At 71.2% G+C, this 14,979-nt stretch carries 14 protein-coding genes and 1 pseudogene; 11 read left to right on the top strand and 4 right to left on the bottom strand.

Annotation, left to right across the window (positions count from 1 at the left end; genetic code table 11):
• Positions 1–134 precede the first annotated feature (134 nt).
• Entirely contained in the window at positions 135–470 is a 336-nt protein-coding gene (locus tag AC0699_RS02125; RefSeq protein WP_478654504.1) for a hypothetical protein, read from the bottom strand.
• Positions 471–567: 97 nt separating this feature from the next.
• On the bottom strand, positions 568–1,383 hold the full coding sequence (locus AC0699_RS02120) for a hypothetical protein (protein WP_478654502.1): 816 nt from the start codon (positions 1,381–1,383) through the stop codon (positions 568–570).
• 310 nt (positions 1,384–1,693) lie between these two features.
• On the opposite strand from AC0699_RS02120, the gene AC0699_RS02115 reads away from it, so the two are divergent.
• The 4 genes from AC0699_RS02115 (at position 1,694) to AC0699_RS02100 (ending at position 5,739) form a co-directional block, all read left to right on the top strand.
• Complete coding sequence (locus AC0699_RS02115) at positions 1,694–2,980, top strand: glycosyltransferase family 4 protein (protein ID WP_478654635.1); 1,287 nt, start codon at positions 1,694–1,696, stop codon at positions 2,978–2,980.
• A complete protein-coding gene (locus tag AC0699_RS02110) occupies positions 2,977–3,753 on the top strand; it encodes a hypothetical protein (protein WP_478654499.1) in 777 nt (258 codons plus the stop codon). The genes AC0699_RS02115 and AC0699_RS02110 overlap by 4 nt, the downstream gene beginning before the upstream one ends.
• A 272-nt stretch (positions 3,754–4,025) precedes the next feature.
• Positions 4,026–4,985: a helix-turn-helix transcriptional regulator gene (locus AC0699_RS02105; protein WP_478654497.1), complete on the top strand. Its 960-nt coding sequence runs from the start codon at positions 4,026–4,028 to the stop codon at positions 4,983–4,985.
• 538 nt (positions 4,986–5,523) lie between these two features.
• Positions 5,524–5,739, top strand: a complete 216-nt coding sequence (locus AC0699_RS02100; protein ID WP_469771966.1) for an I78 family peptidase inhibitor — start codon at positions 5,524–5,526, stop codon at positions 5,737–5,739.
• Between the two features lie 113 nt (positions 5,740–5,852).
• On the opposite strand, the gene AC0699_RS02095 is transcribed toward AC0699_RS02100, so the two are convergent.
• Positions 5,853–6,878 carry a phosphatase PAP2 family protein gene (locus tag AC0699_RS02095; protein WP_478654495.1) on the bottom strand — a complete coding sequence of 342 codons (1,026 nt, stop codon included), beginning with the start codon at positions 6,876–6,878 and terminating at the stop codon, positions 5,853–5,855.
• A 424-nt stretch (positions 6,879–7,302) separates the two neighbouring features.
• Here AC0699_RS02095 and AC0699_RS02090 point away from each other — a divergent pair, with 424 nt between their 5' ends.
• Together AC0699_RS02090 and AC0699_RS02085 are read left to right on the top strand one after the other, a co-directional pair.
• Positions 7,303–9,051, top strand: coding sequence for an MFS transporter (locus AC0699_RS02090; protein ID WP_478654493.1), 1,749 nt, complete (start codon positions 7,303–7,305; stop codon positions 9,049–9,051).
• Positions 9,052–9,142: 91 nt separating this feature from the next.
• Positions 9,143–10,333 carry an acyl-CoA dehydrogenase family protein gene (locus AC0699_RS02085; protein WP_478654490.1) on the top strand — a complete coding sequence of 397 codons (1,191 nt, stop codon included), beginning with the start codon at positions 9,143–9,145 and terminating at the stop codon, positions 10,331–10,333.
• A 249-nt stretch (positions 10,334–10,582) separates the two neighbouring features.
• Here the strand turns inward: AC0699_RS02085 and AC0699_RS02080 are convergent, their stop codons facing one another.
• A complete protein-coding gene (locus AC0699_RS02080; RefSeq protein WP_478654488.1) occupies positions 10,583–11,017 on the bottom strand; it encodes a cell division protein SepF in 435 nt (144 codons plus the stop codon).
• 288 nt (positions 11,018–11,305) lie between these two features.
• Here AC0699_RS02080 and AC0699_RS02075 point away from each other — a divergent pair, with 288 nt between their 5' ends.
• The 5 genes and pseudogenes from AC0699_RS02075 to AC0699_RS02055 all read left to right on the top strand — a co-directional run bounded on the left by AC0699_RS02075 (position 11,306) and on the right by AC0699_RS02055 (position 14,955).
• Entirely contained in the window at positions 11,306–12,544 is a 1,239-nt protein-coding gene (locus tag AC0699_RS02075; RefSeq protein WP_478654485.1) for a DUF5685 family protein, read from the top strand.
• A gap of 113 nt (positions 12,545–12,657) precedes the next feature.
• Positions 12,658–12,833, top strand: a pseudogene (locus AC0699_RS02070) (LLM class flavin-dependent oxidoreductase); the annotation flags it as partial.
• 18 nt (positions 12,834–12,851) lie between these two features.
• A complete protein-coding gene (locus tag AC0699_RS02065) occupies positions 12,852–12,989 on the top strand; it encodes a hypothetical protein (RefSeq protein WP_478654652.1) in 138 nt (45 codons plus the stop codon).
• 3 nt (positions 12,990–12,992) lie between these two features.
• Positions 12,993–13,781 (top strand): DUF1684 domain-containing protein, encoded by a 789-nt coding sequence (locus AC0699_RS02060; protein WP_478654483.1) that lies wholly within the window; start codon positions 12,993–12,995, stop codon positions 13,779–13,781.
• Positions 13,782–14,052: 271 nt separating this feature from the next.
• Positions 14,053–14,955: a S1 family peptidase gene (locus tag AC0699_RS02055; RefSeq protein ID WP_478654480.1), complete on the top strand. Its 903-nt coding sequence runs from the start codon at positions 14,053–14,055 to the stop codon at positions 14,953–14,955.
• Positions 14,956–14,979 lie beyond the last annotated feature (24 nt).

Here is a 14,979-nt window from a genome sequence, read left to right as displayed (position 1 = left end):
GGGGGGGGGGAGAGAGTGCCAGAAGGGGGGGTCCGGGGGGGGGGGGGGGGGGGAGGGGGCGGGAGGAACCCCTCCCCGTTGGGAACGCGGGGGGGGGGGGCGGGGGCGGCCCCCCCCCCCCCCACTTCGTCGTCTCACAGCCCTCTGCGGGGCGCCGGTGGCAGCGCCGCGGGGGTGTGGTGCTGTCTGCCACCCGCCTGCCGGACGGGGGCGGGCTGCCACCCGAATCCCGACTGGCCCCCGAATCCGCCGTGACCGGTCAGCTCGTGCTGACCGGTGCCGAACGCCGAGAACCCGAGGTTCTCCTCGCCGCTCCGGTCCCCCGGCAGCGTCCGGAACGCCCTGAGGTACTCGGAGTACAGCGCGTCGTAGATCGGAGTGGCCGATGGGCCCGCCGCTACGTCGCGCGCGGGGCGCAGGGAGGGGACATGGCCCTGTTGCGGCCGACGGGCGGGGTCGTATGTGTGCACGTATGAGCCAACGACCCGCACGCCGGTCGGATGCGGCCCCGTCCGGGAAATCGCTGTTCGGCGGGGGTACGCCGGGCACGCCGGCGCGCGGCGTCCGTCAGGTGCCCGCCAGCGGCATGGTGGCGGCCACCAGCCGGCCGTTGGCCGCGGCCTTGTCGAGGGCGTCGCGCAGCAGGTCCTCGCGCGGCTGCTGACCGATGGAGCCGACCGGGGCGGCGAAGACCAGTACCCTGTGCGACTTGTTGGCGGCCGTGCGCCAGCCATCGGTCACCTGCAGCGGCTGGTGAGCCTGCCACCAGGCGACCTGGCCGCCGCCGCCCGTACCCGGCTGGAGCACGGCGTGCAGCTGGCCCATGGCGAGCAGCACGGACCAGCCGGGCAGGGACGGGGGCACCTGGTTCACCACGGAGACCGGCAGGAAGCCCTGCTCGATCAGCAGCGGCAGGAAGTCGTCGCCGCCACCGTACGAGCCGGGCCGGGCGATCGGGGCGGTCGGCTCGACGACGAGCGCCGGGTGGAGCTCGTCCCCGATCAGAACGAGACCGCTCGTGACACCGAGCACCGCCTGCTCCGGCGCCGCGCCCAGCGAGCCCGGGTCGATCTGGGCGGCGGGCGGCTGCGGGGCGGCGGCGGGGGATTCGCCGGTGATCGAGCGGACGGCGCCCTTGAGCTGCTCCTCGGCGACCTGGACGACCTGGGAGGGGATGCAGCTGGCGTGGGCGAAGGCGAGGACGGCGGTCTCCTCGCCGACGAACAGCACCGTGCTGGTGCGTTCCTGCTCGGAATCGCCCGGGGTGCGACAGGAAGTGCAGTCGTAGCTGCCCGGGGCGTTCTCGCCGGCGAGCAGCCGGTCGGCTTCTTCGTCGCCGATCTCGGCGCGTACGTCCTCGCTGACGTCGAGCATGCGCGGCACGGGTGGCTCCTCGGACTCGGTGCGTGGTGGTTGCCGGGCGGCACCCGGCTCGTAAAGAGCACAACGGGTGAGTCAGGGCAAGGGTCACGCGCGAAGCGGGTTGCGGGAGACAGATCGTCACAGCGATACATCGACAAATCGTTCGGGGCTCGGCGAGTTCACCGCGCCGACAGGACGTAAGAGGCCGGATCCACCAGAGTGGTGACATGACGGAGGAGTGATTCACGGTGCCCCGACGCGCCTGACGGCCCTGGGCGCCCAGTACAGTCCCATGCTGATGACCATGAAGCTCAGGGGGATGCGGCAGCGCATGCATATCTCGTTCCTGCTCCACAACGCCTACGGAATCGGCGGGACGATCCGGACGACGTTCAACCTCGCCCGGCAACTGGCCGAGCGGCACGACGTCGAGATCGTTTCGGTGTTCCGGCACCGTGAGGAGCCGACGCTCGGTGCCCCCGCCGGCGTACGCATGCGTCATCTGCTCGACCTGCGCAGCGGCAGCCCTACCTACGACGGCACGCACCCGGACTACACCCGTCCGGCGAAGGTGTTCCCGCGCGGCGACGGCCGCTGGAAGCAGTACAGCCGCCTCACCGACGCCCGCATCGCCGCCCATCTGAAATCCCTGGAGGCCGACGTCGTCGTCGGCACCCGCCCCGGGCTGAATGTCCACATCGCCCGCCAGGCCCGGCGCGGCCCGGTCCGCATCGGCCAGGAGCACCTCACCCTGGACAGCCACGGCTACCGGCTGCGCCGCGAGATCGGCCACCGGTACGCGCTGCTCGACGCGGTCACCACGGTCACCGAGGCCGACGCGCAGTCCTACCGCACGCGGCTGAAGCTGCCCGGCGTACGGATCAAGTCCGTGCCGAACAGCGTGCCCGCGCCGACGGTCGCCCCCGCCGACTCCGCCAGCAAGTGGGTGATCGCGGCCGGCCGGCTCACCAAGGTCAAGCGGTACGACCTGCTGGTCAAGGCCTTCTCGAAGGTGGTAGCGGCGCGCCCCGACTGGCGGCTGCGGATCTACGGCAGCGGTGACGCGACGGGCAATGAGAGGAACGCCCTGCTCGCCCTGATCGAACAGCGCGGACTGCACAACCACGTCTTCCTGATGGGGCCCGCCAACCCGCTGGAGCCGGAGTGGGTCAAGGGCTCGCTCGCCGCCGTCACTTCGAACATCGAGTCCTTCGGCATGACGATCGTCGAGGCGATGCGCTGCGGCCTCCCGGTCGTCTCCACCGACTGCCCGCACGGGCCGGGCGAGATCATCGAGGACGGGGTGGACGGCCGACTGGTCCCGGTCGGCGACGAGGACGCGGTCGCCGACGCGCTCCTCGACCTGATCAACGACGACGAACTGCGGCGACGCACCGGTGAGGCGGCCCTCGAGGCATCCGCCCGCTTCGATCCTGCGCGGATCGCGGAACGTCATGAGGCGCTCTTCACCGAGCTGGTCGGCCAGGGCGCCGCGGGCGGCCGCTCCCGCAGTGCCCTGCGGGACACCCTGTACCGCTCGCGCGGGGCGGTGCTCGACGGGGCGTACGCCCTGCGCTACAAGGCCGCCGACGTGATCCGGAAGGGGAAGACGGCATGACCACGTCCACCGAGCGGCGGACACCGCGTGCCGACTGCATCGCCGACTCCGCAGGTGGTGTCACGTTCGACATAGCGGAAGTCGCGGCTCCGGACGCGGCGTTCGTCCTGCGCCGACGCGGCGGCACCGCCGCCGAGGACACCGTACGGCTCCCGCTCACCCCGACCGGCGGGGGTCACTCACGGGCCGTGCTGCCCAGCACGGTCGAGCTGGCCGAGGGCCACTGGGACGCGTTCACCGAAGACGACGTGGCCATCGAGCCGGGCATCCGCGATCTGCGGGCACTCGTCGACCGGGTCCCGGCAGCCGGCCGCGTCGTCGTGCGGGTGCCCTACCCGACGGCGGACGGGCGGCTCATGGTGCGCTCCTGGGTGCGTGAGCCGCACGCCGAGGCCGGCGACATCGGCTCCGAACCGGGCGCCTGCACGGTCGAGGGCGTGCTGTACGGCGCCGAACTCGGCGGGGGAGCGGTGGCCGAGGCGCGCCTCGGCAGCACGGTCCACGAGGTGCCGGTGACCGGCGAGGGCGGCAGCTTCGGATTCACCCTGCCGTACGGGACGCTCGCCGAGCCGCCCGTCCCGAAGGAGCAGCTGTGGACGCTGTGGCTGCGGCCGGCCGAGGGCGCGGAGCCCGTACGGATCTCCCGCATCCTCGACGACGTATGGGACCGGAGGGCCGTCTTCGTGTACCCGGCCCACGAGGCGGAGGGCTACCGGGCGGCGCCCTGCTACAGCGCGGACAACGACCTGTGCGTACGGCTGTCCCCGAAGTGAAGGGGCCGCCGGGTGCAACTCGGCGCTCAGGGGGCTTTCCCGCCGTGTCCGAGGAGATCGAAGGCGGCGTCGACGGCCTGCTGGGGATCGTCGGCGCGGCCGGCGTGGGCTGAGGCTTCGAGCGCGCAGCGCGCAAGCGCGGAGCACCGCAGGCCATCGGCGCCACGGGCAGCGAGCAGGACCCGCCCGGCCCGGCGATGGCCGGGAAAGTCCGCCGCCCAGGGCCAACTTGAGGACCGTGACTGTCCTCGATCGCTGACAGACTCACCCTCATGCTGGAAACCTCGGCAAGACTGCTGCGCCTGCTCTCTCTGCTGCAGGCCCACCGCGAATGGTCCGGCGCCGATCTCGCGGAGCGGCTCGGCGTCACCCCGCGCACCGTGCGGCGGGATGTCGACCGGCTGCGTGAGCTCGGCTATCCCGTGAATGCCAGCCCCGGTACCGGCGGGGGCTATCAGCTCGGCGCGGGGGCCGAGCTGCCGCCGCTGCTCCTCGACGACGAGGAGGCCGTCGCCGTCGCGGTAGGCCTGCGCACCGCCGCCGGCAACGGCGTCGAGGGCATCGGCGAGACCTCCGTACGCGCCCTGGCGAAGCTGGAACAGGTGCTGCCGAACCGGCTGCGCCGCCGGGTCAGTGCCCTCAACGCCTTCACCGTGCCGATGCTGCGCACCCCGCAGGGGCAGGTCGACCCGTCCGTCCTGACCGAACTGGCCAACGCGTGCCGGGACAGCGAGCGGCTGCGCTTCGAGTACCGCGACCACAACGGCTCGGTGAGCCGGCGCACCGTGGAGCCGCACCGCCTCGTCTGCACGGAGCGCCGCTGGTATCTCGTCGCCTGGGACGTGGACCGCTCCGACTGGCGTACGTTCCGGGTCGACCGGGTCACCCCGAAGCCGCCGCACGGCCCGCGCTTCGCACCGCGCACCCCGCCCGCCGAGGATCTCGCCGCCTATGTCTCGAAGGGAGTGTCGACGGCGGCGTACGCCACGAAGGCGGTGATCAGGCTGCACGTCCCGGTCGAGCGCGCGGCCGAGGCCGTGTCGCCGTCGGCGGGCGTCCTGGAGTCCGAGGGCCCGGAGAGCTGTCTGCTGCACACGGGCGCCACGAGTCTGGATGTGATGGTCGTCCATGTGGTGCTCATGGGCTTCGAGTTCGAGGTCGTCGAGCCGGTGGAACTGACCGGGCACATCAGGACGGTCCGCGACCGGTTGTCCCGGGCTCTGGGGGAGTGACACGCCGCGCCGGGAGCCGGTGTCGCCGGTGAGGCAGCGGCCTCCGCGGTGGCCGTCCCCATCGTTGCCCCTCCGCGGTCCGCGGTCCGCGGCTCGGGGCCTCGTCCGGCACCGGTTCGGTCTCGGGCTGGAGCCACGCTGCTCGCCATGCGATACCACCCGACAGGGTGGGGACACGGATCGGGACAGAGTGGGATACGCGGACGGGTGAGCGACCGTTTCATCCAGAAGTAGGAACTGCATAAATGGCGATGAATTTCCGGTGTGCGGGCGGCCGGAGAAATTTCACCGGCAGGCAGAATTTCGGGGTCGAGGCGGACCGGCATCGCGATGATCCGTTAATTCAGTGGAATTCCCGTGCGAGCAACTCCGTTTGTGCGCACGGATGAACGAATCCCGACTAAACGCGTGTCGTGATCCTGTGACACAAGTGTGACCGGTGAGGTACGTGGGGAAGCGGACGTGTGTACGGGTGCCTGCTATTGGAGGTTGCCAACGGGCCTTCCGTCACCGTCCGCTGCCGCCTACGGTGAATCCCATGGCACCGATACCGACCCCCTCCGCACAGCCCGACGACGCCCCCGAGTCCTATGTCGGCCTCGACGCCGAGAGGGCCGAGCGGCTTGCCCGCAGCCGGGGCTGGAGCACCGTCAGAGCGCTTCCGCCGGGCTCGATCATCACCATGGAGTACCTGGTGGGCCGGCTGAACTTCGAGGTCGACGAGGGCACGGTCGTGCGCTGCTGGAAGGGCTGAGACCGTCCGCACGGAACGCCAACGGCGAAGGCCCCGACCGTGGTCGGGGCCTTCGCCGTGTGGTGCGCGAGTGTGCGGGAGCCCGGTGCGTGCCACCGCCGTCTCCCGGGCCGTCAGCCGCCCGCCAGATGGCGCGAGCGCGGCGGACGGCGGCTGCCGACCGGGGTGACGGGCGTGCGCTCCGAGCGCACCGCGTGCGGGTGCGGACGCGCCTGGGCGAGCTGAGCCGTGGTGACGTTGGCGGACACCGCCGGGCCCCCGGCGTTCCGGGCAGTGCCCGGCGTACGGCCGGAGTTGCCCGCGCCCACCGGGTGGCGCACCGGCTCCCCGTCCTCCGCCGGCATCCGCTGCGGGTACATGGCCGGACGCGGACCGCCCGACGCGACCGGAAGGGAGGGCACCGGCAGACGGCGCGCACGCAGCTGGTCGCGCAGCGAGAGGACGAAGGCCTCGGTGTGCCCGATCAGCGGCTCGCACCAGGGCAGCGCGAGCAGGATCAGCAGCCCGGCGGCCCAGCCGAGCAGAACGTCGCTCAGCCAGTGCGTGCCGAGGTACACCGTCGTCAGGCCGACGCCCAGGGCGACCACGGCCGACAGCGCCGACAGATACCGTCTGGCCCTCGGGGTGGTGGCCAGGTACGCGAGGATTCCCCAGGTCACGACTGCGTTGGCGGTGTGGCCGGAGGGAAATATATCGCCGCCGGCGAAGAGCTCGGCGGAGCCGATCTGCGTCGCGTAGTGGGGTCCGAGCCGGCCGAGGCCGAGCTTGACCGCGCCCACCGTGGCGTTCAGCAGCAGCAGCGAGGCGCCCAGCGCCAGCAGCGGCCGCAGGGTGTGCTGCCGCCACGAACGCCAGCCCAGCCAGGCCGCAACCATCACGGCGGTCGGACCGCGCTGGCCGAGCACCACGAAGTAGTCCAGAAACGCGTGCAGCTCCGGCCACTGCTGGTACGGCCGGAAGAGCATGACCTTCCAGTCGATGACCACCAGCCAGGACGAGAGGAGCACAGCCACGACGATGGCGAGATAGAACGCCGAGGTCCCGCCGAAGAGGGCGAGACGGGTGCGGCTCATCCGCGGGATCTCTATCTTCGGCGGCTCCGGCTCCCGGTCCAGACGGGCAAAGATGTCGGTACGCACCCAATCGACGTTACAGCGAGTGAGTGTGGGCCCAGGCCGATCCTGGCTCTTCGTGATGACGATGTGATGTGGACTATGTCTCAGCCGCACATTCATTCAGGGCCGTTCTGGAAATCAAAGTGACCTTGCGCCCTATTATCCGGGCGGCCTTCTTCGTAAGTGTGTTTGTAGCGGCAGAAACAGTTCACGCGATTGGCGCCCGGAATTACGGGGCCGTTCGGAGCACACCGGGTACCACCCCCGTGGTGCCCCGGCGTGGCGCACGCCACACCCCCGGGTCCGCCGAGGTGAGAGGTGCACCACGCACCACCGGCCCGGACTCGCGTACCCTGGCTGATCACTCGCCCGTCGATGCCGGGCCGCCCCGAGGGACCCGTCCCCGGCTGGCCCACCGAGAGCGAGGGAATCCTTGGGAGGTACGTACATGTCCTGGACGACCACGGCCGGAGCGCGCCCGCGCGTCACCGGTGGCGGTGCCAACCGCTGGGTCGTCCTGCTCGTCCTCTGCGTCAGCCTCCTGCTGGTGGCACTCGACGCGACCGTGCTCCATGTCGCGGTGCCCGCCGTCACCGAGGACCTCCGCCCCAGCGGGGTGGAGCTGCTCTGGATAGTCGACGCCTACCCGCTCGTGTGCGCCTCGCTGCTGATCCTCTTCGGCACCCTCGGCGACCGCGTGGGACGCCGCCGCATCCTGCTGCTCGGCTACGCCCTCTTCGGGGTGGCCTCCGCCGTCGCGGCGCTCGCCACCACCCCCGAGGTGCTCATCGCGGCCCGCGCCCTGCTCGGCGTCGGCGGCGCGATGATCATGCCCGCGACGCTCTCCATACTCCGGGCGGTCTTCCCCGACCGCCGTGAGCGTGCCACCGCCATCGGTATCTGGACCGCGGTCGCTGCCGTGGGCGCCGCCACCGGCCCCGTCCTCGGCGGCTTCCTCGTCCAGCACTTCTGGTGGGGCTCGGTCTTCCTGATCAACATTCCGCTGATGGCACTGATCCTGCCGATCGGTCGCTGGCTGCTCCCCGAGTCCAAGGGCAGCGGCGACGGCCCCTGGGACGTGCTGGGCGCCCTGATGGCCGCGGCCGGTGTGCTCGGCGTGGTCCTCGGCGTGAAGCGGCTCGGCGCGGGCGACGCCCTGACCGATCCGCGTACCTTCGGCCCGCTGCTCGCCGGAACCCTGTTCCTCACCCTGTTCATACGACGCCAGAAGCGCCGCGCGCATCCCCTCATCGACATACGGATGTTCGCCAGGGCGACCTTCTCCACCTCGGTCGGATGCATCGTGCTGGCCATGCTGGCGCTCGTCGGCCTGGAGCTGATCGCCGTCCAGTACCTCCAGCTGGTGCTCGGGCTGAGCCCGCTGGAGACCGGGCTGCGGCTGCTGCCCCTCACCTTCGCCGCCATGGCCGCGGGCGCCACGGGCTCGTTCACCCTGCGCCGCCTCGGCCCGCGCCGGATGGTCGGCTGGGGCTTCGTACTGACCGCCGGCGCCGTGCTGTTGCTGACGCTGATGGGACAGCACGACCGGCCGCTGCTGCTCACCGGCGGTTTCGTCCTGCTCGGCTTCGGTCTGCAGACCACGCTCTTCGCCGCGTACGAGTCGATGCTCAGCGAGGCCCCCGCGGAACAGGCGGGCGGGGCCGCGGCCATCGGTGAGACCTCGTACCAGCTCGGCGCCGGAATGGGCATCGCGCTGCTCGGCAGCGTCATGAACGCCGCGTACGCGCCCGGGCTCGCCGCGGCCGGGAGCGCCCCGACGGCCGCCCGCGACGCCGCGGCCAATTCGCTGGGCGAGGCCTATGAGGTGGCGGCTCAGCTGGGCGGACCTGCCGGGGACGCGCTGCGGATCGCGGCCCGCCAGTCCTTCGTCCACGGGCTGCATGTCTCGCTGCTGGTCAGCGCGGGGCTGCTGCTGCTCGGAGCGGTGGCCGCGCTGCGGCTGCCCAAGGTGATGGAGTGCGCGGCGCAGGCCGTCGATCTTCCCGAGCAGCAGGCGCAGACCGTCGATCTTCCCGAGCAGAAGGTGCAGTCCACCGAGCTCCCCGGGCAGAAGGTGCCGTCCGCCGATCTTCCCGAGCAGGTGCCCGCCGAGCCGCGCGAGCACGTGGCCGTTCCGGCCCGGAGGACACCTGCCGAGGCGGCGGGCCCGGCCCGCTCTGGACGCACGGCACACTGAGCCGTAACGTCAGCGCCGAGCATTAACTACCACTGCTAGGTTTTTGCTGGGTTTCTGACACAGCGCCGTGCGAGCCGCCGGAGGCACCCTCATGTCCGCACCCTCGAAGCTGCCGCCCTTCGACCCCGCCGACCCCCTCGGCATCGACGACCTCCTGGACCCGGAGGACCTCGCGATCCGTGACACGGTCCGCTCCTGGGCCGCCGACCGCGTCCTGCCGTACGTCGCCGACTGGTACGAGAGCGGCGAACTTCCCGGCATTCGCGAACTCGCCCGCGAACTCGGATCGATCGGCGCGCTCGGTATGTCCCTGACCGGCTACGGCTGCGCGGGCGCCACCGCTGTCCAGTACGGACTGGCCTGCCTGGAGCTGGAGGCCGCCGACTCCGGCATCCGCTCCCTGGTCTCCGTCCAGGGCTCGCTCGCCATGTACGCGATCTGGAAGTACGGCTCCGATGAGCAGAAGCAGCGCTGGCTGCCCTCCATGGCGGAGGGCTCGACCATCGGCTGCTTCGGGCTGACCGAGCCCGACCACGGCTCCGACCCGGCCGGAATGCGCACGTACGCCAAGCGCGACGGCTCCGACTGGGTGCTGACCGGCCGCAAGATGTGGATCACCAACGGCTCGGTGTCCGGGGTCGCCGTCGTCTGGGCGCAGACCGACGAGGGGATTCGTGGATTCGTCGTCCCGGCCGACGTCCCCGGCTTCTCCGCTCCCGAGATCAAGCACAAGTGGTCGCTGCGCGCATCCGTCACGAGCGAGCTCGTCCTCGACGAGGTACGACTGCCGGCGGATGCCGTACTTCCGGAGGTCACCGGGCTGAAGGGCCCGCTCAGCTGTCTGTCGCACGCGCGCTACGGAATCGTCTGGGGCGCGATGGGCGCGGCGCGTTCCAGCTTCGAGGCGGCGCTCGACTACGCCAGGACGCGCGAGCAGTTCGGAAAGCCCATCGGCGGCTTCCAGCTCACCCAGGCCAAGCTCGCCGACATGGCACTCGAACTGCACAAGGGCATCCTGCTCGCCCACCATCTCGGGCGACGGATGGACGCGGGCACGCTCCGACCGGAGCAGGTCAGCTTCGGAAAGCTCAACAACGTGCGGGAAGCGATCGAGATCTGCCGCACCGCACGGACGATTCTCGGCGCCAACGGGATCTCGCTCGAATACCCCGTGATGCGGCACGCGACCAACCTCGAGTCGGTGCTCACCTATGAGGGCACCGTCGAGATGCACCAGCTCGTGCTGGGCAAGGCGCTCACTGGTCTTGACGCCTTCAGGTAGACCGGCGAGCACCCTGCTCAGCGCTGGTTGCCGCACATCTGATTGCCGCGTTCCCCCGGCGCCGCTGCATCTCGCAGCGGCTCTGGCGCGGGCCGGACCTCGGGTTGGACCCCGGGCCGGACCCCGGGCCGGACCTCGGGCCGGGAGTCACCCCGGCCTCAGCTCTGGTTACTGCATCTTCCGGGGGACGCTGCGTCTCACAGCGGCCATGCCGCGGGCCGGACCCCCGGCCGGAAACCATCCCCGGCCTCAGCTCTGGTTGAAGAAGCCGCCGCTGTCGCGGCTCGCGGACTCCTCGCTGACGATCTCCGTGTCGGCGGGGGTCAGCAGGAAGACCCGGTTCGCGACGCGCTCGATCGAGCCGCGCAGACCGAAGGTCAGCCCTGCGGCGAAGTCCACCACCCGCTTCGCGTCCGCGGGCTCCATGGACGTGAGGTTCACGATGACCGGGACACCGTCCCGGAAGAGCTCCCCGATACCTCGCGCATCACGGAAGCTGTCCGGCGAAATCGTGGCGATCCGGCGGCCGTGCTCCTCGGCCGACTCGGAGGCCACACGGACCCGCGGGTCGGTGACCCACTGGTCGCCGGTTCCCGCACTCTCGGCGTACTCGTCGTCGTAGTAACGCTCGTCGTTGTCCTCGACGAGACCCAGCCATGCACTCGCCTTGCGCACCGATCCCATGGACGCCTCCTTTCAACTGCGGTCACTTGTGGTTCCGCATCCCTATGGTCGTCCATAATGCGGATCGCGCGCCAAGTGGATAGTCGCCGCGCAGGGGATTCGTGACGGTACTGGTGCAGAAGATGTGGCGATTCGTCAAGGTTCTTCCAGCGTAAGGGCCCTGGCAAGCCTCATATCGAAGCAAAATATGAATGTCGGGCCAGATGGGTGAGGCCGGGGACGTACGGGTGAACGGACCGCTCGGATACCATGCGGGCCGCACACTCGAACGACTCTCGGGGGAACGTCTTGTTCGGAATCGTCAGGCCGTGCACTCATCGGCTCACGGACGGTCTCAAAACGGAGTGGATGGCCCATCTCTGTGGCCTCTGCCTGGCACTTCGCGCCGACCACGGGCAGCTTGCCCGGGTCGTCACCAACTACGACGGGCTCATCGTCTCGGTTCTGACGGAGGCTCAGACCGAGCGCACGCCGGCGCAGCGGCGCACGGCGGGGCCCTGCCCGCTGCGGGCGATGCGGACCGCGCCGGTCGCGCGCGGGGAAGGCGCCCGGCTGGCGGCAGCGGTCTCACTGGTGCTGGCGTCCGCGAAGGTACGGGACCACGTTGCCGACCGGGACGGGCTGTTGGCGCGCAAGCCGGTGGCCGCGGCGGCCCGCCGCGTCGCCGCCGGCTGGGACCGCGCCGGCGCGCGGACCGGTGCGGCGCTGGGCTTCGACACGGCCGTGCTCGTCGACGCCGTCGACCGCCAGGGCGGCATCGAGGCGCTGGCCGGCCCCGGCACCCCGCTGCTCACGATCACCGAACCGACCGAGACGGCCACGGCGGCGGCCTTCGCGCACACAGCCGTGCTCGCCGGCCGCCCGCAGAACATGGCCCCCCTCGCCGAGGCGGGCCGGCTCTTCGGGCGACTGGCGCATCTCCTGGATGCCGTGGAGGACCGGGAAGCTGACGCCGCGTCGGGCTCGTGGAACCCGCTCGCGGCGACCAGCACGTCCCTGGACGAGGCCCGCCGACTCGCCGACGACGCGGTGCACGGCATCAGGCTCGCGCTGCGCGACGCGGAGTTCGTCGACGACAAACTGCTGCACGTACTGCTCGCGCATGAGCTGCGGCAGTCCGTGGACCGGACGTTCGGCACGACGACCTGCTCGCACCAGGGGTACGGGCAGCAGCCGCCGCAGGGCAATCCGTACGGGGGCGCGGCGGGGCCGTACGGCTCCAGCAACCCGTACGGCGGCGGGAACCCGTACGGTGCCGGCGGTGCCGGCGGTGCCGGTGGTGCTGGTGGTGCTGGTGGTGCCGGTGGGCTGCCTCCGCAGTTCGGCGGCGGTGAGTCCCCGAAGCCGAAGCCGCGCGGCTTCTGGGCGGGCTGCGCGGTCTTCACCGGCCTGTTCTGCACGTGCCGGCTCTGCTGCGCGAGCGAGTACGAGGGACCCTGGTCCCGGAAGAAGCGCGAAGGCTGCTGCCACAAGTGCGACTGCGACTGCAGTGGCTGTGACTGCTGCTGCCCCTGCGACGGCTGCTGACGAGGCGTCACCCCTGCCCCCGGAGACCGAAAGGCCGAAAGGCCGGAACGCCGAAGGGTGCCGTGGTCCGGTGCACGGTCGGCGCGGAGGCGCGGGCAGGGGTGTGCGTCGCCCGGGGAGCCGCCGTGGACGGCTTCCATCTCGTGCCCCTCGCGCCCCGCCGCGATCCGAGCGGATCGTCAACGGAACGGTCGCCCTGCTCCAGCACCGCGGCCTCTTCCGCACCTTCTGTCCGGGCGGCGCACTCCGCGAGCACCTGGGCCCGGCCCGTCCCGCCGGCCAGTACGCACACCCGGGGGGGTACGGCATGACCAAGGCGAGCATCCATCCGGCCGCCCACTTCCCGGGCGTCGACGACACCACCGTCCGGGCCGGCCACCGCTCCCGCAGCCGGATCGACTTGCGGTCACATCTGGGACTCGCCGAGCCCGTATGGAAGGGTTGACGCATGACAGGCGACCCGCACCAGGACTGGAAGAGCTGGCACGAGCGTCGCACCGCGGCGGTCTCGGCGCCGCACGGACCGCTCTCCCTCACCGGCACACACTGGCTCGCCGACTACCCGGAAGGTCGAATTCCGGCCGTCCCCGGCGTCTGGCGCCAGGACGGTGACGAGGTGGTGCTGACCGCTACCGCCGAGGAGGGTCTCACCGTCGACGGAGAGCCGCTGACCGGCGAGGTCAGGCTTTCCGCGGACCACGCGCCGGTCGGTGAATCGCGGGTGGCGCACGGCGTGCGGCGGCTCGTCGTGCTGCGCCGCGAAGGGCTCTGGGCGGTACGGGACTTCGACCCGGGCTCGGCGGCACGGCAGGCCTTCCGGGGCATCGAGGCCACGCCGTACGACGCGCGCTGGAGGGTTCCGGGGCGGTTCCTTCCCTACGCGGAGCACCACAGCGTCCGGGTCGAGAACGCCGACGGGCACGAGCGCGGACTGGGCCTGTCCGGCGAGATCACCTTCGCGCTCCATGACGCTGTGCACAGTCTCCGGGTGGCCGTCGAGGCGGACGGCTCGCTGTGGGCGGTCTTCGCCGACGCGACCAGCGGAAAGAGCAGTTACCGGTTCCGCTTTCTGCGGCCCGACGCGCCTGCCGAGGACGGCTCCGTGATCGTCGACTTCAACCGGGCCCTGCTGCCGCCATGCGCCTTCGCCGATCACTTCATCTGCCCCTTCCCGCCCCCTGGCAACACGCTCACGACGGGCATCCCGGCCGGCGAGCGGAACCTCCTGACCCGCTGACCCGTCCTATACGGGCGACAGACTTCTCAGCCCCGGCGGCCACCGAGCCGCCGGGGCCGTCCGGCGTACAACGGCGCCGCGCGGCCGAAAGGCGCCCTTGCGCGGATAGTTGACGACACGAATACTCCCGAGCAGCGCTTGTCAGGGGCGCGACCTTCCGGATTCCGGACATGCAGCTGGAATCCGGGCATACAACGAGCCTTCTGGCTGCGCCTCACGGGCCCGTCACCCCACAGCCGGGCCCCCGGATTCCCCTCGGGAGGAACGAGAAGTGAGGATCAAGCGCACCACCCCCACCCATGGCGTGGCGAGACGCATCCGTCTGCTCGCCGTGACCACCGGCCTCGTGGCCGCCGCCGCCCTGGCGATCCCCACCGCCAGCGCCGACGAGGCACCCAGCACCTTCAGCGCGACCCAGCTCTCCGCCGCGAGCGATGCCGTCCTGACCGCCGATGTGGCCGGTACCGCCTGGCACATCGACAAAGCCACCAACACCCTTGTCGTCACGGCCGACTCCACGGTCTCCAAGGCGGAGATCGCGCAGATCAAGCGTGAGGCAGGCGCCAACGCCGGCGCGATCCGCATCGAGCGCACCCCCGGCAAGTTCTCCAAGCTGATCTCCGGCGGCGACGCCATCTACGCGACCAGCTGGCGCTGCTCCCTCGGCTTCAACGTCCGCAGCGGCAGCACGTACTACTTCCTGACCGCCGGCCACTGCACCGACGGCAACCCGCCCTGGTACACCAACTCCTCTCGCACCACGAGCATCGGCCCGACGGCGGGATCCAGCTTCCCGGGCAACGACTACGGCCTCGTGCGCTACTCCAACACCTCGCTGTCCCACCCGGGCACCGTCGGCAGCGTCGACATCACCAGCGCGGCCAACGCGACCGTCGGGATGTCCGTGACCCGCCGCGGCTCCACGACGGGCACCCACAGCGGCAGCGTCACCGGCCTCAACGCCACGGTGAACTACGGCGGCGGTGACATCGTCTACGGCATGATCCGCACGAACGTGTGCGCCGAACCGGGCGACAGCGGCGGTCCGCTCTACTCCGGCAGCCGGGCCATCGGCCTGACCTCCGGCGGCAGCGGCAACTGCAGCTCCGGCGGTACGACCTTCTTCCAGCCGGTGACCGAGGCCCTGAGCGCGTACGGCGTCAGCGTCTACTGACCTCCGGTCAACCAGAGCCCCCGC

Source organism: Streptomyces sp. NPDC043870, assembly GCF_056435785.1.
This window is presented reverse-complemented; position numbering and strand designations above follow the sequence as displayed.